Genomic DNA, 23,818 nt, shown 5'->3' on the forward strand with positions numbered 1-23,818 from the left:
AGGCCTAACTACCTGGATGCCTTGCTCGAATCCCTGTAGGAGCGAGGCTTGCCCGCGAAGGCGATGGATCAGCCAACATCAATGTTGAATGTCAGTCGGCTTTCGCGGGCAAGCCTCGCTCCTACAGGTTATCCACAAGCTCTTAGAAATCCTTGCACAACCGCAACGCGTCATAGATCGCCGCGTGGGTGTTGCGCTGGGCCACGCAGTCGCCGATGCGGAACAGCAAGTAACCGTCGCCTGCCTGACTCAACGAAGGTTGCGGCTTGATCGCGAACAGGGCTTCGATATCCATCTGGCCTTTGTTGCGCGAGCCTTCCTTCAGCGCGTAGTAGATTTCTTCGTCTGGACGCACGCCGTTTTCGACGACGACCTGATCCACCACCCGCTCCTCTTTGGCGCCGGTGTATTCGTTTTCCAGCACCGCCACCAGCTTGTCACCTTCGCGGTAGACCTTCTCCAGCATCATGTCGCCGGTCATGATCACTTCTTTCGGGTACATGCTGCGGTAGTACGTCGGGAACGACGTACCGCCGATGGCCACGCCCGGTTTGATGTCGTCGGTGACGATCTCGACCTGGCTGCCCTTGTCGGCGAGGAAGTCAGCCGTCGACATCCCGGTGAACTCGCAGATGGTGTCGTAAACCAGCACGTTCTTGCCCGGCGCAACCTTGCCGTCGAGGATGTCCCAGCTGCTGACCACCAGGCCCTCAGCCGCGCCCCAGTGCTCGTTCTGTTCCAGGAACGGATGGCCGCCAACGGCGAGCACCACCACGTCAGGACGCAGGTCGAGAATAGTCGCCGCATCCGCCGCCACGCCCAGGCGCAGATCGACTTTCAAGCGCGCCAGTTCCAGCTGGAACCAGCGAGTGATACCCGCGATCTGGTCCCGTTGTGGAGCTTTCGACGCCGTAGTGATCTGCCCGCCGATGAATTCTTTCTTCTCGAACAGGGTCACGTCGTGGCCACGTTCGGCCGACACGCGAGCCGCTTCCATCCCGGCGGGACCGGCACCGACCACCACGACTTTGCGCTTCACACCGGTCGATTTCTCGATGATGTGCGGCACGCCCATGTATTCACGGGAAGTCGCGGCGTTCTGGATGCACAAGACGTCCAGGCCCTGGTACTGACGGTCGATGCAGTAGTTGGCGCCGACGCATTGCTTGATCTGGTCGACCTGACCCATTTTGATTTTGGCAATCAGGTGCGGGTCAGCAATGTGGGCGCGGGTCATGCCGACCATGTCGACGTAGCCGCCCTCCAGAATACGGGTTGCCTGGTTCGGGTCCTTGATGTTCTGCGCGTGCAGCACCGGGGCCTTCACCACTTCTTTGATACCGGCGGCCAAATGCAGGAATGGCTCCGGTGGATAACTCATGTTCGGAATAACGTTGGCCAGGGTGTTGTGAGTGTCGCAACCCGAGCCCACGACGCCGATGAAGTCGATCATGCCGGTGTCGTCGTAGTACTTGGCGATCTGCTTCATGTCTTCGTGGGACAAGCCATCCGGGTGGAACTCATCACCGCACAGACGAATGCCGACGCAGAAGTCCGGACCGACTTCCTTGCGCACAGCCTTGATCACTTCCAGGCCGAAACGCATGCGGTTTTCGAAGCTGCCGCCCCATTCATCGGTACGCTTGTTGACCCGCGGGCTCCAGAACTGGTCGATCATGTGCTGGTGCACGGCAGACAGCTCGACGCCATCCAGGCCACCGGCCTTGGCCCGCGCGGCGGCGCTTGCGTAGTTGCCGATCACCCGCCAGATTTCTTCCGGCTCGATGGTTTTGCAGGTCGCACGGTGTACCGGTTCACGGATGCCCGACGGTGACAGCAGGGTTGGCCAATGCTCGCCGTCCCAACGGGAACGACGGCCCATGTGGGTAATCTGGATCATGATCTTGGCGCCATGCTTGTGCATGGCATCGGCCAGGTTCTGGAAGTGCGGAATGATCCGGTCGTCGGCCAGGTTGACCGACTTCCACCAGCCTTGCGGGCTGTCGATGGCCACGCTGGAGGAACCGCCGCAAATCGCCAGGCCGATCCCGCCCTTGGCTTTCTCTTCGTAATACTTGACGTACCGGTCGGTGGTCATGCCGCCGTCGGTGGCGTAGACCTCGGCGTGCGCGGTGCTGAGCACGCGGTTGCGGATGGTCAGTTTGCCGATCTGGATCGGCTGGAACATTGCTTCGAAAGCCATGGCGGGGTCCTCGACTTACAACGGCTTGACGGTGAACAAACCGTCGTCGTGGCCTTCTTCGGAGCCACCGTAGACTTGTTCGGCGACAGTGCGGATCTTGCTGCCGCGAGCGGCCAGGATCTGGTCCATGGCACCGGCGAACCAGCCAGTGAACATGTAGTCGACCTTGCGCCCGACCTTGCCGTACACGTAGACAAATGCGGAGTGTTCGAGCTTGACGCTGGCGGTGCCTTTGTCGAGGTCGATGTCCTGAATCTTGAACAGGCCCCAGCCGCGTTGCGACAGACGCTTCATGTAGTGCTCGAACACTGCAACGCCTTCCAGGCCGTGGCATTCAGCTTCTTTTTCACACCAGTGCCAGGCGGACTTGTAGCCGGCCTTGTAGAGGATTTCGGCGTAGGCGTCGGCGCCCAGCACTTCCTCGATACCCATGTGGTTGTTGACGAAAAAGTGACGCGGTACGTACAGCATCGGCAGGGCGTCGGAGGTCCAGACACCGGTTTCGCTGTCGACTTCGATTGGTAATTGCGGGGCGATCTTGGCCATGGAAACTTAACTCCAGAAAATTCGTTGTGTGTTTTGCGTAGCAGCTGCCGAGGTACGAGGCTGCGTTGCGTGTCCGTAGGACCGCCCTCGGGGGCCGCTTCGCAGCCCGACGCAGCCTCGTACCTCGGCAGCTGCTACAAGGGATCGTTGTTCAAAGTGGGCTTATTCGCCCCAAACGTCTTTGAGGACATTCACCCAGTTCTCGCCCATGATCTTGCGCACCACCCGCTCGGAATGGCCGCGCTTGAGCAGGGTCTCGGTCAGGTTCGGGAACTCGCCCACGGTGCGGATGCCCAGCGGGTTGATGATCTTGCCGAAGCTGGTCAGACGGCGGGCGTAGCCCTTGTCATGGGTCAGGTATTCAAAGAAGTCCTGGCCATGGCCCTGGGTGAAGTCGGTGCCGATGCCGATGGCGTCTTCGCCGACGATGTTCATGGTGTATTCGATGGCTTCGGCGTAGTCGTCGATAGTCGAATCGATGCCCTTGGCCAGGAATGGCGCAAACATGGTCACGCCGACGAAACCGCCGTGATCGGCGATGAACTTCAGTTCTTCATCGGACTTGTTGCGCGGGTGAACTTTCAGACCCGACGGCAGGCAATGGGAGTAGCAAACCGGCTTCTTGGATTCGAGGATGACTTCTTCGGACGTTTTCGAGCCGACGTGGGACAGGTCGCACATGACGCCGACGCGGTTCATTTCAGCGACGATTTCACGACCGAAACCCGACAGGCCGCCGTCGCGCTCGTAGCAACCGGTACCGACCAGGTTTTGGGTGTTGTAGCACATCTGCACGATACCGACGCCCAGCTGCTTGAACACCTCAACGTAGCCGATCTGGTCTTCAAACGCGTGAGCATTCTGGAAGCCAAAGAGGATACCGGTCTTGCCCTGCTCCTTGGCCTTGCGGATATCGGCGGTGGTGCGCACCGGAATCACCAGGTCGCTGTTCTCACGGATCAGCTTCTGGCTGGCGGCGATGTTGTTGACAGTGGCCTGGAAGCCCTCCCACACCGACACGGTGCAGTTGGCCGCGGTCAGACCGCCCTTGCGCATGTCTTCAAACAGCTCGCGGTTCCACTTGGCAATAATCAGCCCGTCGATAACGATGCTGTCGGCGTGCAATTCGGCTGGGCTCATCAGGCTGTCCCCTATTAGCGATTCATGCGCCGAATCGTGTGCCGGCGCTTTGGGGCCAGCATATGCCTCGGTGCAGGGGTAGCCGGGTGCAAAAACGACAGGGGGTTTGCCGAAAGCGTCAATCTGCGACAAAGGGTCGTCGCCGGACGTCATGGGGCACCTGTTCAAGGGCCTGCGCATGGGCCAGAATTCGCGCCATTACTGGATGCTTTACTGGAAAAAGGGGCGGCGGCGCAATGAAATCGATCTTCCTGGCTTTGGCACTGATAGCGACCGGCGTACACGCGGCTGAAGAGGCCGACGATAATCCCTGCGACAAAGTCGAAAACGAGGTCCAGACCCTGGAATGCTCGGTCTACAGCAGAACCACCGCCGAAGACCTCCTGAGCGAAAACTACAAAAGCCTGAACGAGCGCATGCAGACGCTCTACGACAAGAACCCGGCGCAACTGACCGACATCACCGCAAAGCTCAAGGCCGCTCAACAGCAGTGGCTGAAGACCCGGGATGCGGATTGCGCGGTTGAGGCGTTTCCGGCGACGACCGGTAGCAAGGCATTCACGATTGCGCAGAATGACTGTGTGGCGCGGATGAGTGATGAGCGGTCGGAGTTTTTAGAGTCGATTGGGCAGGAGTGATCCTGAATCGGCCGTCGAAAGCTGGTAGCCCTACCAGCTTTCACCCTCAATAAAGACCTTTCCCACAGGTGTCACCGAGCAAGCCTACAACTCCCGCTGGGTAAGGGGTTAAAGCAGTTTTTCCGAGCAACATCCCGACAAATTTCGTTTGTTGGCCACCTGAAGAATATAAGTAAATATTCGCAAAATCTTATAAAAGACTTATATTCTTCCATGAACAGCATTCACTGGACTCGAAAGGCCGTTAAGCAGCTCTTGAAATTGCATTCCGTTCATCAGATCCAGGTTCGTGATGCCATCACGGCGCTAGCTGGCATGCCTGATGTAGGCAACGTCAAAGCACTGGTTGGTCATGACTACGCCTATCGACTGCGAGTCGGTAGTTATCGGGTCATGTTCGACTGGGATGGCGCGATCAAAGTGGTCAGTATTCAAGAGGTCAAAAAACGCGATGAACGCACCTACTGAGATTCAAATCATCAACGACGCGGAGGGAAAACCGGCGTTCGTGGTCATTCCGTACGCGCAGTATGTGGCGCAGAAGATCGAGCCCGATCTGATCCCCCACGAAGTGGTCAGTCGCATCGTCGATGGCGCGACGCCCATTCGCGCCTGGCGCGAACACCTGAACCTTACGCAGGATGAAGTTGCCAAGCGCATGGGCATTTCCCAACCGGCTTTCGCCCAGCAAGAGACGGTCGCCAAGCCCCGCAAGGCAACCCGTGAAAAAATTGCCGCAGCTTTTGGCATCACCGCCAACCAACTAGAGTTGTAAGCTGAACGCCAGCATCAGGAAAAGGGATTGAAATGAAAATCTGCGGCATCGAAATCAAAGGCAGCGAAGCGATCATTGCCGTGGCCTCCCTCGACGGTCAGGCGCTCAGTCACGTCGCCCTCGCCACCAGGAAAATCGCCCTCGATGAGGACGACGAAGCCGCCAACGTCAAAGTCTTTGCTGCTCAGGTGGCGTCGTTCGTTCGTGAGAACTCCATCGACCGGATCGCGATCAAGAAACGCAGCAAAAAAGGTGAGTTCGCCGGTGGGCCGACTACGTTCAAGATTGAGGGGATTTTCCAGCTGCTGGAAAATTGCGAGGTGATGCTGCTGTCGCCGCAGACCATCAATGCGCAGAACAAGAAGTTCGATTTTGCACTGCCGGAGACGCTGAACAAGTATCAGCATGAGGCGTACAAGGCGGCGTGCTCGGCCTTGATGAAGAAGTAAAAACAACACATACCTGTAGGAGCGAGGCTTGCCCGCGAAGAGGCCGGTACATTCGAAATCACTGTTGCCTGACACGACGCTTTCGCGGGCAAGCCTCGCTCCTACAGGGGGCGGTTTCAGGCCTTCTGGCTTTGCCGTCGGTCTTCACGCGGGCACCGCTCAAACCTCGCCCGATAACTGCGGGTGAAATACGACGGCGATTCAAACCCGCACGCAATACTCACCTCCAACACACTCATGTTCGTCTGACGCAGCAACTGCCGCGCCTTCTCCAGCCTTAACCGCAGATAGAAATTGCTCGGTGTGTCGTTCAGATGCAGGCGAAACAGGCGTTCCAGCTGACGCCGGGTCACTTTGATCGATTCCGCCAGCGCCAGCGTACTCAGTGGCGGTTCGCTGTGCTGCTCCATCTCCCCGATCACCTGCACCAGTTTCTTGTTGCTGATGCCATACCGCGTAGCGACTTCCATGCGCTGGTGGTCTTTGCGCGGGCGAATGCGCCCGAGTACGAATTGTTCGCTGACCTGGATCGCCAGTTCCGGGCCGTGGGCCTGGCCGATGAGGTCGAGCATCAGGTCGATGGAAGCCGTGCCGCCGGCAGAGGTGATGCGCCGACGGTCGATCTCGAACAGCTCCTGAGTGACGCTGAGCTGTGGGTAGGACTCTTTGAAGGCGTCGATGGCTTCCCAGTGCAAGGTCAGGCGATGGCCATCGAGCAGACCGGCTTCAGCGAGGATGAAGCTGCCGGTGTCGATAGCGCCGAGGGTCACGCCTTCGATGTCCAAACGACGCAACCAATGCTCCAGTGCCGCAGTGGCGAACTTCAGCGGCTCGAAACCGGCGACCACCAGCAAGGTCGCGCCTTTCTTCAGGGGTTCCAGCGCCGCATCGGCGTTGACCGACATGCCATTACTGGCCAAAACCGCCCCGCCATCAGCGCTCAACACATGCCAGCGGTACAGCTCGCCACGAAAGCGATTGGCGACCCGCAGCGGCTCGATGGCCGAGATAAAACCGATCGCCGAAAAACCCGGCATCAACAAGAAGTAGAAATCCTGGGACATGGAGCGCACTCGCTTAGCAGGTAAAAAGAGGCCAGGTAACGAGAGGGCGGGTAGCGTGTGGACGTTGATACGCCACTTGCAACGAGCATTCAAGGGCTCAGGTCGCTGCAGTGCAAGAGCTGGTCGCCGCAGTGCGCTTTCACGGGGGCTTTGCTGCGTAACTTGGCATCACCGGCGCATCAGACACCGGAACCCACAATAACGACCTGCCGAGGAACCCGACATGAAACGACTGATCAGCAGCTGTGTTCTTGCACTCAGCGGTACCGCTTTCTTGAGCGCCAGCGTCATGGCGGCCGAACCCGCATCGTGCCAGAACGTGCGTATGGGCGTGGTGAACTGGACCGACGTGATTGCCACCAGTGCCATGACCCAGGTCTTGCTCGATGGCCTCGGCTACAACACCAAGCAGACCAGCGCCTCCCAGCAAATCATCTTCGCCGGCATTCGCGACCAGCGTCTGGACTTGTTCCTGGGCTACTGGAACCCGCTGATGACCCAGACCATCACCCCGTTTGTCGACGCCAAGCAGGTCAAAGTGCTGGAAGCGCCAAGCCTCAAGGATGCCCGCGCCACCCTCGCCGTTCCGACTTACCTCGCCGACAAAGGCCTGAAAACCTTCGCTGACATCGCCAGGTTCGAAAAAGAACTGGGCGGCAAGATCTACGGCATCGAGCCTGGCTCGGGCGCCAACACTCAGATCAAGGCGATGATCACCAAGAATCAATTTGGCTTGGGCAAGTTCCAGCTGGTCGAGTCCAGCGAAGCCGGCATGCTCGCGGCGGTGGATCGCGCCGTGCGGCGCAAGGAAGCCGTGGTGTTCTTCGGCTGGGCGCCGCACCCGATGAACGTCAACGTGCAAATGACCTACCTCACCGGCAGCGAAGACGCCCTCGGCCCGAACGAAGGCATGGCCACGGTCTGGACCGTCACCGCGCCGAAATACGTCGAGCAATGCCCGAACATCGGTCGTTTGCTGAGCAATCTGACCTACTCCGCCGAAGACGAGAGCCGGATGATGCAGCCATTGCTGGATCACAAGGACGCTTTCGAATCGGCCAAGCAATGGCTGAAAGATCACCCGCAAGACAAGCAACGCTGGCTCGAAGGCGTGACCACCTTCGACGGCAAACCGGCGGCTGAAAACCTGAAACTGACCAGTAAATAAACCTGAAATGAACCACCGATTCGCAGCCCGGCCGGGCTGCGAACGGAATCGTCACGCCCCGAGCCACCCAAAAATCACGCCTGTAAGGAACCGCCTCATGAACCACGACGTCATCATCACCTGCGCACTCACCGGTGCTGGCGACACGACCGCCAGAAGCCCACACGTGCCGGTCACCCCGAAACAAATCGCCGCGGCCGCCGTGGAAGCCGCCAAGGCTGGCGCCACCGTGGTCCACTGCCACGTTCGCGACCCGCAAACCGGCAAGTTCAGCCGTGACGTGGCGCTGTACCGCGAAGTGATGGAGCGCATCCGCGAGGCCGACGTCGACATCATCGTCAACCTCACCGCCGGCATGGGCGGTGACCTGGAAATCGGCGCGGGCGAGAACCCTATGGAATTCGGCCCGAATACCGACCTGGTCGGCCCGCTGACCCGTTTGGCCCACGTCGAAGAACTGCTGCCGGAAATCTGCACGCTCGATTGCGGCACCCTGAACTTCGGCGATGGCGACACCATTTACGTCTCCACCCCGGCGCAGCTGCGTGCTGGCGCCAAACGCATTCAAGAACTGGGCGTGAAGGCCGAGCTGGAAATCTTCGACACCGGCCACCTGTGGTTCGCCAAGCAGATGATCAAGGAAGGTCTGCTGGATAACCCGTTGTTCCAGCTGTGCCTGGGCATCCCGTGGGGCGCGCCGGCCGACACCACCACCATGAAAGCCATGGTCGACAACCTGCCGGCCGATGCGGTCTGGGCCGGGTTTGGCATCGGTCGCATGCAAATGCCGATGGCGGCGCAAGCGGTGCTGCTGGGTGGCAACGTGCGGGTCGGTCTGGAAGACAACCTGTGGCTGGACAAGGGCGTATTGGCGACCAACGGCCAACTGGTCGAACGCGCCTCGGAAATCCTCAGCCGCCTCGGCGCCCGTGTTCTGACGCCGGCTGAAGGCCGGGCAAAAATGGGCCTGACCAAGCGCGGTTAACCCCCCAACACACACCCTGTAGGAGCGAGGCTTGCCCGCGAAGGCGGTTTTCCTGCCGCGAGAGATGCGTTGGATGTACCGGCCTCTTCGCGGGCAAGCCTCGCTCCTACAGGGCTTACCGAAATTCTTTAGGACGTCGCCATGAGCTTTATCACTGATATCAAAACCTTCGCCGCCCTGGGCAGCGGTGTCATCGGCAGCGGCTGGGTGTCCCGTGCCCTCGCCCACGGCCTCGATGTAATAGCTTGGGATCCGGCGCCCGGTGCCGAAGCGGCCCTGCGCAAGCGCGTCGCCAATGCCTGGGGCGCGCTGGAGAAGCAAGGCCTGGCACCCGGCGCGTCGCAGGATCGGCTGCGCTTTGTCGCGACCATCGAAGAATGCGTTCGCGACGCAGATTTCATTCAGGAAAGTGCTCCCGAACGACTGGAGCTGAAACTGGAACTGCATAGCAAAATCAGCGCGGCGGCCAAGCCCAATGCCTTGATCGGTTCCAGTACGTCGGGGCTGTTGCCGAGCGAGTTCTACGAGAGCTCGACGCACCCGGAACGCTGCGTGGTCGGGCACCCGTTCAACCCGGTTTACCTGCTGCCATTGGTAGAAGTGGTCGGTGGCAAAAATACCGCGCCGCAAGCGGTTCAAGCGGCAATGAAAGTCTATGAATCCTTGGGCATGCGCCCGCTGCATGTGCGCAAGGAGGTACCCGGCTTTATCGCCGACCGTTTGCTCGAAGCGCTGTGGCGTGAGGCGCTGCATCTGGTTAACGACGGTGTGGCGACCACCGGTGAAATCGACGATGCGATTCGTTTTGGCGCGGGCCTGCGCTGGTCGTTCATGGGTACTTTCCTGACTTACACCCTGGCGGGCGGCGACGCAGGCATGCGGCACTTCATGGCGCAATTCGGGCCGGCGCTGCAGTTGCCCTGGACCTATCTGCCGGCACCGGAGCTGACCGACAAATTGATCGATGACGTGGTGGATGGCACCAGTGATCAACTGGGTAAGCACAGCATCTCGGCGCTGGAGCGCTATCGTGATGATTGTTTGCTGGCAGTGCTGGAGGCGGTGAAAACCACCAAAGAGAAGCATGGGATGGCGTTCGCAGACTAAACGCCCCCTCCTGTAGGAGCGAGGCTTGCCCGCGAAGAACGATAACTCGGTCTACCTGATGCACCGTGTAATCGTTCTTCGCGGGCAAGCCTCGCTCCTACAGACCTCAACCCTTTCGGATGTGACGTCATGCCCACCCTCACCACCTACCAAACCAAAATCATCCCCGATTGGGTCGACTACAACGGCCATCTGCGCGATGCCTTCTATCTGCTGATTTTCAGCTACGCCACCGACGCGCTGATGGGTCGACTGGGCATGGACAGCAACAACCGCGAAGCCAGCGGCAATTCGCTGTTCACCCTCGAGCTGCACCTCAACTACCTGCACGAAGTGAAGCTCGATGCCGACGTCGAAGTGCACACCCAGATCATCGGCCATGACCGCAAGCGCCTGCACCTCTACCACAGCCTGCATCTGGTGGGCGGTGACAAGGAGCTGGCGGGCAATGAACAAATGCTGTTGCACGTCGACCTCGCCGGGCCGCGATCCGCACCGTTCAGAGAGGAAACCTTGAGCAAGCTGCAAGCCATTGTCGCCGAGCAAGCCGACCTGCCCGCCCCCGCCTTCATCGGCCGAGTGATTGCTTTGCCGCCCGAAAAATAACAAGGAGCTCGTCATGAACACCGCCGCCGCTGTTGCCGATTTCCGCACCTACCCGTTGATCAGCGCGTTGACTGCCGTGCACACCCTGGCGGACCGCATTCAAGTGCAATGGGCGGACGGTCGGGTCAGCCCTTTTCATCATCAATGGCTACGGGACAACTGCCCGTGCCCGCAGTGCGTCTACTCGGTGACCCGCGAGCAAGTGCTGGAAATCGTCGATGTCGCGGAAAGTCTGATCCCCGACAGCGCTCAAATCGATGCCGAAGGTTGTCTGTGTGTCGATTGGCAGGACGGCCATCTCAGCCGCTTCGACCCGGGCTGGCTGCGCGCCCACGCTTATGACGACGAGTCCCGGGCCGAACGCCGGGCTGCCAAACCGAAAAGCAAGCTGTGGGACAGCCAGCTGAAGCTGCCGGTGTTCGACTATCAGGCGTTGATGGACGACAACGATGCCTTGCTGCAATGGCTCCTGGCCGTGCGCGACATCGGCCTGACCCAGGTTCGCGGCGTACCGACTGAGCCGGGCTCGCTGAAGCTGATCGCCCAGCGGATTTCGTTCATCCGCGAGAGCAATTTCGGTGTGCTGTTCAACGTGCAATCCAAGGCCGACGCCGACAGCAATGCCTACACCGCCTTCAACCTGCCGCTGCACAGCGATCTGCCCACTCGGGAGTTGCAACCGGGGCTGCAATTTCTGCATTGCCTGGTCAATGACGCCGACGGTGGCGAGAGCATTTTCGTCGACGGTTTTGCCATCGCCCAAGCCTTGCGCCAGGAAGATCCCGAGGCGTTTCAAGCCTTGTGTGAAATTCCCGTGGAGTTCCGCAATAAAGACCGTCACAGCGACTACCGTTGCCTGGCGCCGATCATCGCCCTGGATGCTTTCGGGCAGGTGTCGGAAATCCGTATGGCGAACTTTCTGCGTGGGCCGTTCGATGCTTCAGTCGAGCAGATGCCCAAGCTGTATCGCGCTTACCGGCGCTTCATTGCGATGACCCGCGAGGCGCGCTTCCGGGTGATGACGCGGCTCAAACCCGGTGAGCTGTGGTGCTTCGATAACCGCCGTACCCTGCACGCCCGCAACGCTTTCGACCCCGCTACCGGCGCCCGGCATTTCCAGGGGTGTTATGTCGACAGGGATGAATTGCTGTCGCGGATTTTGGTGTTGCAAAGATAAACCGCGTCATCGTTCTTCGCGGGCAAGCCTCGCTCCTACAGGAATCACGCAAAACTCTGTAGGAGCGAGGCTTGCCCGCGAAAGCGTCAGCCCAATCAACACTTTCATCACTGATTCACAGGCAAAAAAAACCCCGATCAAGCCGTGACAGGATCGGAGCTGAGGAGGGTACTGTTGAGGAGCTGTTGCGCGAGGGTGACCAAACCTTCGTGAAGCCAGCTGAATCCAGTGTGCCCATTCCCATGCATGGCAAGTTAGCCGAAAGCGACCTGTTCATAGGTATTGCGGCCATTGCGACAAATCGTCCTTGCCGCCATCCCCAGCCCCTACCAGAATCGAGCCACGACACCGTTCCCTGAAGAAGGATTGCGTCATGATGCACGCCGATTTGATTGACCAGGAAGACCTGTTGGGCCAGCTGAAATCGTTGGGTTTTCAAGTGCCGAATGGCTCTACAGCCGAGCAGGCTTGCGAGTGTGCGGTGCGAGGCTTGAACGATGAGCGGGCGATGACGCTGCGCACTATGGTGAAGCAGATGTACACCAGCAGCGCGACCATCCTGCCGGCCGTGCGCCAGGCGATCGACAAGCAATTGCTGCCGGCGTTGGCGGCGTATCAGCAGAGCCGTAGCGCCTGATAGATCGCCTTCGCGGGCAAGCCTCGCTCCTACAGGTTTGGCGTCGTATCGAACAATCGCGATCGACATCAATCCTGTAGGAGCGAGGCTTGCCCGCGAATGAAGCCACCGTGGTCTACAGCCTTACGCTCGCAAACGTCGATTCATTGCGCGCCTGACTCAACGCCGACAGCGGCCCGGACAATGGCGACAGCACCAGCGCTTGCGGCAGCGGCATCATCGCCACTTGTTGCGTGGTGTTGGAACCCACACGCTCGTCGCGCGGCGGAATGCCGAAGTATTCGCGGTAGCACTTGGAGAAGTGCGGCGTAGACACGAAACCACATACCGACGCCACTTCGATGATCGACATCGGCGTTTGCTTGAGCAGCTGCCGGGCGCGAATCAGGCGCAGTTTCAGGTAGTAACGCGACGGCGAGCAGTGCAGGTATTTCTGGAACAAACGCTCCAGCTGACGACGCGAAACAGCGACGTACACCGCCAGTTCGTCGAGGTCGATCGGCTCTTCGAGGTTGGCTTCCATCAACGCCACGATTTCCTGCAACTTCGGCTGGTTGGTGCCGAGCATGTGCTTGAGCGGCACGCGCTGGTGATCCTGCTCGTTGCGGATGCGCTCGTAGACGAACATTTCCGAGATCGCGGCCGACAGTTCACGACCGTGATCGCGGCTGATCAGGTGCAGCATCATGTCCAGCGGCGCGGTGCCGCCGGAGCTGGTGAAACGGTTGCGATCGAGGGTGAACAGACGGGTGCTCATGGCCACCCGCGGGAAAGCTTCCTGCATCGACGCCAGGCATTCCCAGTGCACGCTGCAATCGAAACCGTCCAGCAGGCCTGCGCAAGCCAGGGCCCAGCTGCCGGTGCAGACCGCGCCGAGACGACGGTGCTGACGCGCCTGGCTTTGCAGCCACGACACGTGTTCACGGGTAACAGTACGCTGAATACCGATGCCGCCGCAGACAATGACAGTGTCCAGGGGAGGCGCTTTGTGCATGGAGGCGTCGGGGGTGATTTGCAGTCCGTCACTGGCCCAGACCTGACCGCCATCGACGGTGAGTGTGGTCCAGCGATACAGCTCGCGGCCGGACAATTGGTTGGCCATGCGCAGAGGTTCTACTGCAGAGGCCAGAGAAATAAGCGTGAAATTGTCCAGCAGCAAAAAGCCGATGGATTGAGGCGCACGGTTCTGGGGTTGAGCCCCGGAGTTGAACGTCGTCATCGCGGTATCTCCTCACACAAAGCGGGTGATGGCCTCAGGCGGAGGCTCTTTTTATTGCCATCGTTCTCGCGTGGGAGACGGGCTTTGTAATGACAGAGCAATTGCCATGCCTAAACTTGAATGCGTGTTCAATAACTCCTGAAAACGACGTCGCGATGCGTCTAGATATGGCGCGCAGAGATAAGAGGTCATAAGTGCCATTAGAGGCCGCAAACCCGCTACCCTGTTGCCTGTGAGCAAATCGGTAGCACTTGTGGGAACAGGGCTGCGACGCTCCTGGGGAGAGTGTCACCGCAAGCACAGGTGACGGACGGTCAGGCTTGAATTGGATCCCTGACTGGGGGAGACAGGCTTACCTGTTTGCGACGCGCTAAAAGGTGGCGCGTTTTGGTGCAGGTGTTCACTTAGTGCGCAGTTTTGACTGGTCTGGCCCCTTCGCGAGCAAGCCCGCTCCCACATTTAATCAGCGTCATGCACAAATCCAATGTGGGAGCGGGCTTGCTCGCGAAGCAGGCGACTCGGTATTACTGATTCAACACTCAACCGCGCTAACCGCCAACCCACCGCGCGATGTCTCTTTATATTTGTCGTGCATGTCGGCACCGGTATCACGCATGGTGCGGATCACCCGATCCAGCGAGATAAAGTGCTGACCGTCACCCCGCAGCGCCATCTGCGCCGCGTTGATCGCTTTCACCGCGGCAATCGCATTGCGCTCGATGCACGGCACTTGCACCAGGCCACCCACTGGGTCGCAGGTCAGGCCGAGGTTGTGTTCCAGGCCGATTTCCGCCGCGTTGCACAATTGCTCCGGTGTAGCCCCCAGAATCTCCGCCAACCCGGCCGCCGCCATGGCGCAGGCCGAACCGACTTCACCCTGGCAACCGACCTCGGCACCGGAAATCGAGGCGTTCTTCTTGCACAGAATCCCCACCGCTGCGGCACTGAGGAAGTAATCGACCACGTTGGCGTCGGTCACTGCCTCGCTGAACTTCATGAAGTAGTGCAACACCGCCGGAATGATCCCCGCCGCGCCGTTGGTCGGCGCCGTAACCATGCGCCCGCCAGCAGCGTTTTCTTCGTTGACCGCCAGGGCGAACAAGTTCACCCACTCCATGGCGCTCAAGGTCGAGCCGATCACGTTGGGCTTGTTCAGTTCTTGCAGGCTGCGGTGCAGTTTGGCCGCGCGACGACGCACATTCAGGCCACCGGGCAGGATGCCTTCGTGCTTGAGGCCTTGCTCCACGCAATCTTGCATCGCGCGCCAGAGTTTCATCAGGCCGGCGCGAATTTCCTCTTCGCTGCGCCAGACTTTCTCGTTGGCCATCATCAGCTCTGCAACGCGCAGGTTGTGCTGCTTGCAGAGACTGAGCAGCTCGACGGCACTGGAGAAGTCGTAAGGCAGCACGGTGCTATCCAGATCCACCACGCCGCTGGAAGCCTGTGCCTCATCGACGACAAAACCGCCGCCGATGGAATAGTAGGTGTCGCGATGCAGCTCACCGTGATCACCTTCTGCAACCAGGGTCATGGCGTTGGGATGGAACGGCAGGTTCTCGTCGATCAGGCGCATGTCCCGAGCCCAGATGAACGGAACCGACAAGCGACCGTCGAGCAGTAGCGTGTCGGTTTCACGCAGGGTCTCGATGCGGATGCCGATTTGCGACGGATCGATCGCGTCCGGCCACTCGCCCATCAGCCCCATGATCACCGCGTTGTCGCTGCCATGACCGATGCCGGTGGCAGATAACGAACCATAAAGCTGAACTTCGACACGCCTTACTTGTTCCAAAAGACCCTGCTCACGCAAACCTTGCACGAACAGCGCCGCGGCGCGCATAGGCCCCACGGTGTGTGAACTGGAAGGGCCAATGCCGATTTTGAACAGGTCGAAAACGCTGATAGCCATTACTGCTGAACTCCTGGATGTGCCTGCTCCAGGCGCAAAAGCGCCCAGTGACGGAGCTGCTACGCTCAAGCTGCAATCCGCCGAGATGGCCGCATCATCAGGCTTTTGTCATGTCGTTCAACGTCTCACACCGACGCACTCATGCCCGCTAGCGCCGCAGGCCGCTTACGCTGTGTTTTCGCCGTTTTTTTGCGGATCAGAGGGGCAAAACGGGCTGAAAAAAGCTGTAAACGACGTTACCGACACTGGATGCGACCATCCCTGTACTGGTTACGACGCACCCTGTAGGCGTCAGATTTTCACTGGTACATGATCGTATCGACTCGATTGCAAGGCGCCGTGGTAGAGCTGTCTCCAAAACGCCATCCAACCGCAACAGATAAGTGCGGTGGTCCAGTCGGAACACTGCCAAAAAAAACACCAAGGAGTCGCCCCTTATGAAAGGTTCCCCGTCGTTGTTGTTGGCCGCCATGCTGAGTCTGCCGTTTCTGGCTCAAGCCGCAGAACCGGCCCAATGCAGCACCGTAAACTTCTCCGATGTCGGCTGGACGGACATTACCGTCACTACCGCCACCACCAGCGTCGTTCTCGATGCCCTGGGCTACAAGACCAAGACCACGATGATTTCCGTGCCGGTGACCTACAAGTCCCTGGCCGACGGCAAGAACATGGACGTGTTCCTCGGCAACTGGATGCCGACCATGGAAAACGACATCAAGGCCTACCGCGATGCCGGCACCGTGGACACGCTGCGCGCTAATCTGGAAAACGCAAAATACACACTCGCCGTCCCCGAAGAGTTGTATAACAAAGGTCTGAAAGATTTCGCCGACATCGCCAAGTTCAAGAAAGAACTCGACGGCAAGATCTATGGCATCGAACCGGGTAACGACGGCAACCGCCTGATCCAGAGCATGATCGACAAGAACGCCTTCGGCCTGAAAGACGCCGGCTTCAAGGTGGTCGAGTCCAGCGAGGCAGGCATGCTCTCGCAAGTCGATCGCGCCCAGCGCCGCAACACCGCCGTGGTGTTCCTGGGTTGGGAACCGCACCCGATGAACACGCGATTCAAGATGAAGTACCTGACCGGCGGCGACGAATACTTCGGCCCGAACTTCGGCCAGGCGACCATCTACACCAACACCCGCAAGGGTTACGCACAGGAATGCAGCAACGTCGGTCAGTTGCTGAAAAACCTGGTGTTTACCCTCGACATGGAAAGCACGCTGATGGGCAACGTCCTGGACGACAAAATGAAGCCTGACGCGGCCGCCAAGGCCTGGCTGAAAAAGAATCCACAGGTACTCGATACCTGGCTCGCTGGCGTGACCACCATTGACGGTAAACCTGGCCTGGAGGCCGTGAAAGCCAAGCTTGCGCAGTAATGCTTACGCCGGGCGAGTTCGCTCGCCCGGGCTGTTTATTCCCTTGCATGCGGACGTTCACTACCATGCTGATTGATCAGAAAATACCTTTAGGCCAGTACATCGCGGGCTTCGTTGAATGGTTGACGCAACACGGCGCCAGCACCTTCGACGCAATCGCCGTGTCACTGGAAACGATGATCCACGGTGTGACTTTTGCGCTGACCTGGTTCAACCCGCTGGCATTGATCGGCCTCATCGCGCTACTGGCACACTTCATTCAACGCAAATGGGGCCTGACCGTTTTCGTCGTCGCCTCCTTTCTGCTGATCCTCAATCTGGGGTACTGGCAGGAAACCATGGAAACCCTCGCCCAGGTGTTGTTCGCCACCCTGGTGTGCGTGCTGATCGGCGTGCCGTTGGGCATCGTCGCCGCGCACAAACCGATGTTCTACACAGTGATGCGGCCGGTGCTCGATCTGATGCAGACCGTGCCGACCTTTGTGTACCTCATTCCTACCCTGACCCTCTTCGGTCTGGGTGTGGTCCCAGGTCTGATCTCGACGGTGGTGTTCGCGATTGCCGCGCCCATCCGCCTGACCTACCTGGGTATCCGCGATGTTCCGGACGAACTGATGGACGCCGGCAAGGCCTTTGGCTGCTCGCGCCGTCAGCTGCTCTCGCGAATTGAACTGCCCCACGCCATGCCAAGCATCGCGGCCGGTATCACCCAGTGCATCATGCTGTCGTTGTCGATGGTGGTGATTGCGGCACTGGTGGGCGCCGATGGCCTGGGCAAACCCGTGGTCAACGCACTGAACACTGCTGATATCGCTCTGGGCTTCGAAGCAGGCCTGGCGATCGTACTGCTGGCGATCATGCTCGACCGTATCTGCAAACAACCCGACGCTAAAGTAGGGGGTGACGCATGAGCATTATTCGCTTCGAAGACGTGGACGTGATCTTCTCCAAAGACCCGCGCGAGGCGCTCAAACTCCTCGACCAGGGCATGACCCGCAACGAGATTCTGAAAAAGACCGGGCAAATCGTCGGTGTCGAAAAGGCCAGCCTGGACATCGAAAAAGGCGAAATCTGCGTACTGATGGGCCTGTCCGGCTCCGGCAAATCCAGCCTGTTGCGCTGCATCAACGGCCTTAACACCGTCAGCCGTGGCAAGTTGTTCGTCGAGCACGAAGGCAAGCAGATCGACATCGCCTCTTGCACCCCGGCGGAACTGAAAATGATGCGCACCAAGCGCATCGCGATGGTGTTCCAGAAGTTCGCCCTGATGCCTTGGCTGACGGTGCGCGAGAACATCAGCTTCGGCCTGGAAATGCAAGGACGCCCCGAGAAAGAACGCCGCAAACTGGTGGACGAGAAGCTTGAGCTGGTAGGCCTGACCCAGTGGCGCAACAAGAAACCCAATGAGCTCTCCGGTGGTATGCAACAGCGTGTCGGCCTGGCCCGAGCGCTGGCGATGGACGCCGACATTCTGCTGATGGACGAACCGTTCTCGGCCCTCGACCCGCTGATCCGCCAAGGCCTGCAAGACGAACTGCTGGAACTGCAACGCAAACTGAGCAAGACCATCGTTTTCGTAAGCCACGACCTCGATGAAGCCCTGAAGCTCGGCAGCCGTATCGCCATCATGAAAGACGGCCGGATCATCCAGTACAGCAAACCGGAAGAAATCGTGCTGAACCCTGCGGACGATTACGTGCGCACCTTCGTCGCCCACACCAATCCGCTGAACGTATTGTGTGGTCGCAGCCTGATGCGCACCCTGGACAACTGCAAACGCATCAACGGTTCGGTGTGCCTGGATCCGGGCGGCGATTCGTGGCTGGACCTGGCCGAAGGCAACACCATCAAAGGCGCACGCCAGAACGGTTCGAGCCTGGACCTGCAGAACTGGATACCGGGGCAAGCGGTTGAAGGTTTGGGGCGTCGGCCAACATTGGTGGACTCCAACATCGGCATGCGCGATGCGTTGCAGATTCGTTACCAGACCGGCAATAAGCTGGTGTTGCATGACAACAACAAGGTTGTCGGGATTCTTGGCGACAGCGAGCTGTACCACGCGCTGCTCGGCAAGAACCTGGGGTAAGAAGCAGCAGACACAAAAACGCCGCGAGAGATCGCGGCGTTTTTGTTTGCGGGATATCGGGTCATGCAGTTTTGCGGCTGATGCCCCCTTCGCGGGCAAGCCTCGCTCCTACAGGTTAGGGGTTGAATCATAAATAGGTGATCAACCGAATACCTGTAGGAGCGAGGCTTGCCCGCGAAGAATACGACACGGTGTCACTGGAACACCGCGCCACTCACCTCTTAGCTATAAACCCGGCCAAGCAATTGCCGATGGCTTTCAAACTGATCGAGCACGTCACGGGTGATCTGATCCTGAGTGAAGCCCATCAAGTCGTAATCCTGGCTGCCGTTATGCAGGTACACCTCGGCACGGTAGTAACGTGCGCGCGGTTCATCAGCGCTTTCAGCAGACACCGTGTCGCTCGCCGCCGCCAGATAACCGTCCAGGCTCACTTCGTAGACAAAAGGGTTGCCCTCTTCCATCTCGATCCGCACGCCCATGCAGCGTTTCGACTTGCCCAGCAACGTCTGCACATCCAGGCCCTGAGCACGCAATTGCACAGCGGCATCTTCCAGCGCCGGGCTGACTTGCTTGTCCATGAAACGCTGAACGATCGACTGGTTCGGTTGCAGGTCCAGCTGGGTCAAACGCTCGCTGAAACCACGACGACCACGCGCTGCCAGTTCCGCTTGCTCCTGTTCGATTTGCACGTCCTGGCGCATGGCCTTGTGCAAGCCAAACATGAAGAACACCAGCACTACGGAGAACGGCAGACCGGCCAGCACCACCATGGTTTGCATGGCTTCGAAGTTACCGGCGAACAACAGACCAATGGTCACCAGAGTGATCACTGCTGACCAGAAAATCCGCAGCCAGTGCGGCGCATCTTCGTCAACATTACCGCCCTTGCAGGAAAGGTTGGCCATCATCACCGCGCCGGAATCCGCCGGGGTCAGGAACAGCACGAAGCCGACAAAAATCGACACGCCGATCACGATTTTCGACGCCGGGTAATGCTCAAGCAATTGGTAGATCGCCATCGATGGCTGTTCCAGCGCCGTCTTCCCGAGTTCCACCGCCCCATGGTTCATCACCAGGTCCAGGGCCGAGTTACCGAAAATCGACAGCCATGCCAGGGTGAAGCCCAGCGGAATCAGCAACACGCCGGCCACCAATTCACGCACCGTGCGACCACGGGAAATACGCGCAATGAACATGCCGACGAATGGGGCCCAGGAAATCCACCAGGCCCAGTAGAACAGAGTCCACAGGCCCAACCAGCGGTCAGACTTCTCACTGTCGCCTTCATACACATAGAGGTCGAACGTCTTCAGCACCACGCCGTTCAGGTAGTCGCCGATGTTCTGCACAAAGCCGTTGAGCAGGTGCAGGGTCGGGCCGAACAGCAGCACGAAAATCAGCAGACCGCTGAACAGCACGATGTTCAGGTTGGACAGGCGGCGGATGCCGTTTTCCACACCGGACACAGCGGCGATGGTCGCCACGGTGCTCATCACGATGATCACGATCAGCAGGTTGGCGTTGCTGTGTTCCATGCCGAACAGGTTTTCCAGCCCCGACGACACTTGCAGCGAACCAATCCCCAGGTTCGTCACCAGCCCCAGCAAGGTCACGAACATGCCGAAGCCGTCCACCGCATGACCGGCCGCGCCTTTGACCCAACGCTCGCCGACCAGCGGATACAGCGCCGACCGCAACGCCAGCGGCTGGTTATGACGGTAAGCAAAGTACGCCACGGCCAGGCCGACCAGTGCGTAGATCGCCCAGCCATGCAGGCCCCAATGCAGGAACGTCAGTTGCACCGCCTGACGAGCCGCGAGATTGCTGCCAGCCACGCCTTCCGGCGGATTGAAGTAATGATCCAGCGGTTCGGAAGCACCGAAGTACAGCAACGAGATGCCGATACCCGACGAGAACAGCATCCCCGCCCAGGCGCCGTAGCTGAAGTCCGGGGTGTCGTCCTTGCTGCCCAGCTTGAGCTTGCCGTAGGACGAAAACGCCAGGCCAACCACAAAAACCAGATAAGCGGCGATCACCACCATGTAGTACCAGCCGAAGCTGCGGGACAACCAGGCCTGGGCAATGCCGAGCATTCTGCCGGCCTCTTGCGGGGCGATGATCAGAATGGCGGTCAACAGCAGAATCAACGCGGTAGAGGTGTAAAACACCCAACCGTTGACCGTCACCTTCTCGGGTGGGGTCTTTATTAGAGAGGCAGAACTCATGGCACAGATGCTCCAGGCAGTGCGAGAGAAGAACACAAGGCAGCGCGTTACCCGACCAATCGGTTAGTTGGCAGCCGACCGGCGGGTGATATAAAGACACCCCGAAAAAAGCCCGAAACCCTTGGGACGCCTGCGCGTATGGGTTTCGAGCATTTTGGGATGTCGTTTTTCCGCCAACTACACGTAGGAAAAACCTGTAGGTAGCGACGATTTGTCGCAGATCTTATTCTTTGTTGATTGAACGTTCAATCAAAACAAAATAGACTGGCCCACAATCCGGTAGCCGTTTTTCGTCCACCGGAAGGCCTAAGGAGATGTGCAAGATGCCCAAGGTCGGTATGCAACCCATCCGCCGCCAGCAATTGATCGAAGCCACGTTACAGGCTGTCGACAAGGTCGGCATGGGGGACGCCAGCATTGCGCTGATCGCCCGTTTGGCCGGTGTCTCGAATGGCATCATCAGTCACTACTTTCAGGACAAGAACGGCCTGATCGCCGCCACGGCGCAGTATCTGATGAGTGTCCTCAGCGAGAACGTCACCGCGCGCCGTCAGGCGCTGGAGGACACCAGCCCACGGGCTCACCTTCAGGTGATTATCGAAGGCAACTTCGACGCCAGCCAGGTCAATGGCCCGGCAATGAAAACCTGGCTGGCCTTCTGGGCCACCAGCATGCACCACCCGTCTTTGCACCGGTTGCAGCGGATCAACGATCACCGTCTGTATTCCAACCTGTGCTGCCAGTTCCGCCGTGTGTTGCCGCTTGATCAAGCGCGCAGCGCCGCCCGCGGCCTGGCAGCCCTCATTGACGGTTTGTGGTTGCGCGGCGCGCTGTCGGGAGATGCTTTCGACACCGGGCAGGCGCACCAGATCGCTTACGAATACATGGATTTCCAACTGGCCAAGCAGGTGAGTTAGAGCACACAGAACCGCTCAGCACCTGAACCGCTACCGACCGCGACGCCACTGCTACACGGCTCGCCCGGTGGTCAACGCCAACCACTTATGCACTTGCGAGGACTTTATGGCCCGTTTCGAACTGCAAAAACTCTACATCGATGGCGGTTACTCCGACGCCAGCAGCGACGCCACTTTCGAAGCCATCAACCCGGCTAACGGTGAAGTCCTCGCAACCGTACAACGTGCAACCAAGGAAGACGTTGAGCGCGCTGTGGTCAGCGCCGAAAAGGGTCAGAAAATCTGGGCTGCAATGACCGCCATGGAGCGTTCGCGCATCCTGCGTCGCGCCGTCGACATCCTGCGCGAGCGCAACGATGAACTGGCCGCTCTGGAAACTCTGGACACCGGCAAGGCGTACTCCGAAACCCGTTACGTCGATATCGTCACCGGCGCTGACGTGCTGGAGTACTACGCAGGCCTGGTGCCGGCCATCGAAGGCGAGCAGATTCCGCTGCGCACCACGTCTTTCGTTTACACCCGTCGCGAGCCGCTGGGCGTCGTGGCCGGTATCGGCGCGTGGAACTACCCGATCCAGATCGCCCTGTGGAAATCCGCACCGGCCCTGGCGGCCGGTAACGCGATGATCTTCAAGCCAAGCGAAGTCACTTCCCTGACTACCCTGAAACTGGCCGAGATATATACCGAAGCTGGCCTGCCGCCCGGTGTGTTCAACGTTCTGACCGGCAGTGGCCGTGAAGTCGGCACCTGGCTGACCGAACACCCACGCATCGAAAAAATCTCCTTCACCGGCGGCACCGACACCGGCAAGAAGGTCATGGCCAGCGCTTCCGCTTCGTCGCTCAAAGACGTGACCATGGAACTGGGCGGCAAATCCCCGCTGATCATCTTCGACGACGCCGACCTGGATCGCGCCGCCGACACCGCAATGATGGCCAACTTCTACAGCTCCGGTCAGGTCTGCACCAACGGCACTCGCGTGTTCGTACCGAGCCACCTGAAAGCCGCGTTCGAAGCCAAGATCGTTGAGCGCGTTGCCCGCATCCGCGTCGGCAACCCGGAAGACGAGAACACCAACTTCGGTCCTCTGGTCAGCTTCGCCCACATGGAAAGCGTGCTGGGTTACATCGCCAAAGGTAAGGAAGAAGGCGCTCGCGTTCTGTGCGGCGGCAGCCGTCTGACCGAAGGCGAATTCGCCAAAGGCGCATTCGTGGCACCGACCGTGTTCACCGACTGCACCGACGAGATGACCATCGTTCGCGAAGAAATCTTCGGCCCGGTGATGAGCATCCTGACGTACGAAACCGAAGAAGAAGTGATCCGTCGCGCCAACGACACCGAGTTCGGTTTGGCGGCTGGTGTCGTCACCAAAGACCTGAACCGCGCTCACCGTGTGATCCATCAACTGGAAGCCGGTATCTGCTGGATCAACGCCTGGGGCGAGTCCGACGCCAAGATGCCGGTCGGCGGCTACAAGCAGTCGGGCGTGGGTCGTGAGAACGGCATCAGCTCGCTGAACAACTTCACACGCATCAAATCGGTACAGGTCGAACTGGGCGATTACGCCTCGGTGTTCTAA

Annotated in this window: 22 protein-coding genes; 15 read left to right on the forward strand and 7 right to left on the reverse strand. The window is 59.4% G+C overall.

Going from position 1 to position 23,818, the window contains the following annotated elements; genetic code table 11:
• Positions 1-142: 142 nt before the first annotated feature.
• From dgcA to ACIPLA_RS19280, 3 genes are all read right to left on the reverse strand, one after another.
• The gene (dgcA, locus tag ACIPLA_RS19270) at positions 143-2,203 is read right to left on the reverse strand and encodes a dimethylglycine demethylation protein DgcA (protein WP_008008115.1); all 2,061 of its coding nucleotides are present in this window, start codon (positions 2,201-2,203) and stop codon (positions 143-145) included.
• A 15-nt stretch (positions 2,204-2,218) separates the two neighbouring features.
• Positions 2,219-2,749, reverse strand: coding sequence for a DUF5943 domain-containing protein (locus ACIPLA_RS19275; protein ID WP_007926354.1), 531 nt, complete (start codon positions 2,747-2,749; stop codon positions 2,219-2,221).
• A gap of 162 nt (positions 2,750-2,911) precedes the next feature.
• Positions 2,912-3,889, reverse strand: a complete 978-nt coding sequence (locus tag ACIPLA_RS19280) for a dipeptidase (protein ID WP_007907542.1) — start codon at positions 3,887-3,889, stop codon at positions 2,912-2,914.
• 236 nt (positions 3,890-4,125) lie between these two features.
• On the opposite strand from ACIPLA_RS19280, the gene ACIPLA_RS19285 reads away from it, so the two are divergent.
• From ACIPLA_RS19285 to ACIPLA_RS19300, 4 genes are all read left to right on the forward strand, one after another.
• Positions 4,126-4,527 carry a lysozyme inhibitor LprI family protein gene (locus ACIPLA_RS19285; RefSeq protein WP_218395240.1) on the forward strand — a complete coding sequence of 134 codons (402 nt, stop codon included), beginning with the start codon at positions 4,126-4,128 and terminating at the stop codon, positions 4,525-4,527.
• 213 nt (positions 4,528-4,740) lie between these two features.
• Complete coding sequence (locus ACIPLA_RS19290) at positions 4,741-4,995, forward strand: type II toxin-antitoxin system RelE/ParE family toxin (RefSeq protein ID WP_123497261.1); 255 nt, start codon at positions 4,741-4,743, stop codon at positions 4,993-4,995.
• Complete coding sequence (locus tag ACIPLA_RS19295) at positions 4,979-5,302, forward strand: helix-turn-helix domain-containing protein (RefSeq protein ID WP_123719627.1); 324 nt, start codon at positions 4,979-4,981, stop codon at positions 5,300-5,302. Before ACIPLA_RS19290 ends, ACIPLA_RS19295 begins: the two co-directional genes overlap by 17 nt.
• 32 nt (positions 5,303-5,334) lie before the next feature.
• A complete protein-coding gene (locus ACIPLA_RS19300; RefSeq protein WP_218395241.1) occupies positions 5,335-5,751 on the forward strand; it encodes a DUF3010 family protein in 417 nt (138 codons plus the stop codon).
• A gap of 116 nt (positions 5,752-5,867) precedes the next feature.
• Here ACIPLA_RS19300 and ACIPLA_RS19305 read toward each other — a convergent pair whose 3' ends face one another.
• Positions 5,868-6,815 (reverse strand): GlxA family transcriptional regulator, encoded by a 948-nt coding sequence (locus ACIPLA_RS19305; protein ID WP_218395242.1) that lies wholly within the window; start codon positions 6,813-6,815, stop codon positions 5,868-5,870.
• A gap of 223 nt (positions 6,816-7,038) precedes the next feature.
• Here ACIPLA_RS19305 and choX point away from each other — a divergent pair, with 223 nt between their 5' ends.
• The 6 genes from choX to ACIPLA_RS19335 all read left to right on the forward strand — a co-directional run bounded on the left by choX (position 7,039) and on the right by ACIPLA_RS19335 (position 12,495).
• Positions 7,039-7,983, forward strand: a complete 945-nt coding sequence (gene choX, locus ACIPLA_RS19310; protein WP_401175096.1) for a choline ABC transporter substrate-binding protein — start codon at positions 7,039-7,041, stop codon at positions 7,981-7,983.
• 97 nt (positions 7,984-8,080) lie between these two features.
• On the forward strand, positions 8,081-8,968 hold the full coding sequence (locus ACIPLA_RS19315; RefSeq protein WP_008008106.1) for a 3-keto-5-aminohexanoate cleavage protein: 888 nt from the start codon (positions 8,081-8,083) through the stop codon (positions 8,966-8,968).
• Between the two features lie 141 nt (positions 8,969-9,109).
• Positions 9,110-10,075 (forward strand): L-carnitine dehydrogenase, encoded by a 966-nt coding sequence (locus ACIPLA_RS19320; RefSeq protein ID WP_401175099.1) that lies wholly within the window; start codon positions 9,110-9,112, stop codon positions 10,073-10,075.
• A 129-nt stretch (positions 10,076-10,204) separates the two neighbouring features.
• Complete coding sequence (locus tag ACIPLA_RS19325; RefSeq protein WP_401175102.1) at positions 10,205-10,681, forward strand: thioesterase family protein; 477 nt, start codon at positions 10,205-10,207, stop codon at positions 10,679-10,681.
• A 13-nt stretch (positions 10,682-10,694) separates the two neighbouring features.
• Positions 10,695-11,858, forward strand: coding sequence for a gamma-butyrobetaine dioxygenase (locus tag ACIPLA_RS19330; protein ID WP_401175105.1), 1,164 nt, complete (start codon positions 10,695-10,697; stop codon positions 11,856-11,858).
• A gap of 373 nt (positions 11,859-12,231) precedes the next feature.
• Positions 12,232-12,495 (forward strand): hypothetical protein, encoded by a 264-nt coding sequence (locus ACIPLA_RS19335; RefSeq protein WP_095633693.1) that lies wholly within the window; start codon positions 12,232-12,234, stop codon positions 12,493-12,495.
• Positions 12,496-12,610: 115 nt separating this feature from the next.
• Here the strand turns inward: ACIPLA_RS19335 and ACIPLA_RS19340 are convergent, their stop codons facing one another.
• The gene (locus tag ACIPLA_RS19340) at positions 12,611-13,714 is read right to left on the reverse strand and encodes a GlxA family transcriptional regulator (RefSeq protein ID WP_008072536.1); all 1,104 of its coding nucleotides are present in this window, start codon (positions 13,712-13,714) and stop codon (positions 12,611-12,613) included.
• A 532-nt stretch (positions 13,715-14,246) separates the two neighbouring features.
• Positions 14,247-15,623 (reverse strand): L-serine ammonia-lyase, encoded by a 1,377-nt coding sequence (locus ACIPLA_RS19345; RefSeq protein ID WP_123497247.1) that lies wholly within the window; start codon positions 15,621-15,623, stop codon positions 14,247-14,249.
• A gap of 437 nt (positions 15,624-16,060) precedes the next feature.
• Between ACIPLA_RS19345 and ACIPLA_RS19350 the strand changes: the two genes are divergently transcribed.
• The 3 genes from ACIPLA_RS19350 to choV all read left to right on the forward strand — a co-directional run bounded on the left by ACIPLA_RS19350 (position 16,061) and on the right by choV (position 19,094).
• Positions 16,061-17,008 carry a choline ABC transporter substrate-binding protein gene (locus ACIPLA_RS19350; RefSeq protein WP_008072543.1) on the forward strand — a complete coding sequence of 316 codons (948 nt, stop codon included), beginning with the start codon at positions 16,061-16,063 and terminating at the stop codon, positions 17,006-17,008.
• Positions 17,009-17,073: 65 nt separating this feature from the next.
• Complete coding sequence (gene choW / locus ACIPLA_RS19355) at positions 17,074-17,919, forward strand: choline ABC transporter permease subunit (RefSeq protein ID WP_218395247.1); 846 nt, start codon at positions 17,074-17,076, stop codon at positions 17,917-17,919.
• Positions 17,916-19,094 carry a choline ABC transporter ATP-binding protein gene (choV, locus tag ACIPLA_RS19360; protein WP_218395248.1) on the forward strand — a complete coding sequence of 393 codons (1,179 nt, stop codon included), beginning with the start codon at positions 17,916-17,918 and terminating at the stop codon, positions 19,092-19,094. The genes choW and choV overlap by 4 nt, the downstream gene beginning before the upstream one ends.
• A 221-nt stretch (positions 19,095-19,315) precedes the next feature.
• On the opposite strand, the gene ACIPLA_RS19365 is transcribed toward choV, so the two are convergent.
• Positions 19,316-21,265 (reverse strand): BCCT family transporter, encoded by a 1,950-nt coding sequence (locus ACIPLA_RS19365; protein WP_401175163.1) that lies wholly within the window; start codon positions 21,263-21,265, stop codon positions 19,316-19,318.
• Positions 21,266-21,645: 380 nt separating this feature from the next.
• On the opposite strand from ACIPLA_RS19365, the gene betI reads away from it, so the two are divergent.
• Together betI and betB are read left to right on the forward strand one after the other, a co-directional pair.
• Positions 21,646-22,239, forward strand: a complete 594-nt coding sequence (betI, locus tag ACIPLA_RS19370) for a transcriptional regulator BetI (RefSeq protein WP_192344858.1) — start codon at positions 21,646-21,648, stop codon at positions 22,237-22,239.
• Between the two features lie 106 nt (positions 22,240-22,345).
• Positions 22,346-23,818, forward strand: coding sequence for a betaine-aldehyde dehydrogenase (gene betB, locus ACIPLA_RS19375; RefSeq protein WP_401175111.1), 1,473 nt, complete (start codon positions 22,346-22,348; stop codon positions 23,816-23,818).

The organism is Pseudomonas sp. NPDC086112 (assembly GCF_044746425.1).
Classification (GTDB): Bacteria; Pseudomonadota; Gammaproteobacteria; order Pseudomonadales; family Pseudomonadaceae; genus Aquipseudomonas.

What these genes read in the sequence shown, in the direction of transcription:
- dgcA (WP_008008115.1), bottom strand. Translation starts at nt 2,203, where the DNA reads ATGGCTTTCGAAGCAATGTTCCAGCCGATCCAGATCGGCAAACTGACC.
- ACIPLA_RS19275 (WP_007926354.1), bottom strand. Translation starts at nt 2,749, where the DNA reads ATGGCCAAGATCGCCCCGCAATTACCAATCGAAGTCGACAGCGAAACC.
- ACIPLA_RS19280 (WP_007907542.1), bottom strand. Translation starts at nt 3,889, where the DNA reads ATGAGCCCAGCCGAATTGCACGCCGACAGCATCGTTATCGACGGGCTG.
- ACIPLA_RS19285 (WP_218395240.1), top strand. Translation starts at nt 4,126, where the DNA reads ATGAAATCGATCTTCCTGGCTTTGGCACTGATAGCGACCGGCGTACAC.
- ACIPLA_RS19290 (WP_123497261.1), top strand. Translation starts at nt 4,741, where the DNA reads ATGAACAGCATTCACTGGACTCGAAAGGCCGTTAAGCAGCTCTTGAAA.
- ACIPLA_RS19295 (WP_123719627.1), top strand. Translation starts at nt 4,979, where the DNA reads ATGAACGCACCTACTGAGATTCAAATCATCAACGACGCGGAGGGAAAA.
- ACIPLA_RS19300 (WP_218395241.1), top strand. Translation starts at nt 5,335, where the DNA reads ATGAAAATCTGCGGCATCGAAATCAAAGGCAGCGAAGCGATCATTGCC.
- ACIPLA_RS19305 (WP_218395242.1), bottom strand. Translation starts at nt 6,815, where the DNA reads ATGTCCCAGGATTTCTACTTCTTGTTGATGCCGGGTTTTTCGGCGATC.
- choX (WP_401175096.1), top strand. Translation starts at nt 7,039, where the DNA reads ATGAAACGACTGATCAGCAGCTGTGTTCTTGCACTCAGCGGTACCGCT.
- ACIPLA_RS19315 (WP_008008106.1), top strand. Translation starts at nt 8,081, where the DNA reads ATGAACCACGACGTCATCATCACCTGCGCACTCACCGGTGCTGGCGAC.
- ACIPLA_RS19320 (WP_401175099.1), top strand. Translation starts at nt 9,110, where the DNA reads ATGAGCTTTATCACTGATATCAAAACCTTCGCCGCCCTGGGCAGCGGT.
- ACIPLA_RS19325 (WP_401175102.1), top strand. Translation starts at nt 10,205, where the DNA reads ATGCCCACCCTCACCACCTACCAAACCAAAATCATCCCCGATTGGGTC.
- ACIPLA_RS19330 (WP_401175105.1), top strand. Translation starts at nt 10,695, where the DNA reads ATGAACACCGCCGCCGCTGTTGCCGATTTCCGCACCTACCCGTTGATC.
- ACIPLA_RS19335 (WP_095633693.1), top strand. Translation starts at nt 12,232, where the DNA reads ATGATGCACGCCGATTTGATTGACCAGGAAGACCTGTTGGGCCAGCTG.
- ACIPLA_RS19340 (WP_008072536.1), bottom strand. Translation starts at nt 13,714, where the DNA reads ATGACGACGTTCAACTCCGGGGCTCAACCCCAGAACCGTGCGCCTCAA.
- ACIPLA_RS19345 (WP_123497247.1), bottom strand. Translation starts at nt 15,623, where the DNA reads ATGGCTATCAGCGTTTTCGACCTGTTCAAAATCGGCATTGGCCCTTCC.
- ACIPLA_RS19350 (WP_008072543.1), top strand. Translation starts at nt 16,061, where the DNA reads ATGAAAGGTTCCCCGTCGTTGTTGTTGGCCGCCATGCTGAGTCTGCCG.
- choW (WP_218395247.1), top strand. Translation starts at nt 17,074, where the DNA reads ATGCTGATTGATCAGAAAATACCTTTAGGCCAGTACATCGCGGGCTTC.
- choV (WP_218395248.1), top strand. Translation starts at nt 17,916, where the DNA reads ATGAGCATTATTCGCTTCGAAGACGTGGACGTGATCTTCTCCAAAGAC.
- betI (WP_192344858.1), top strand. Translation starts at nt 21,646, where the DNA reads ATGCCCAAGGTCGGTATGCAACCCATCCGCCGCCAGCAATTGATCGAA.
- betB (WP_401175111.1), top strand. Translation starts at nt 22,346, where the DNA reads ATGGCCCGTTTCGAACTGCAAAAACTCTACATCGATGGCGGTTACTCC.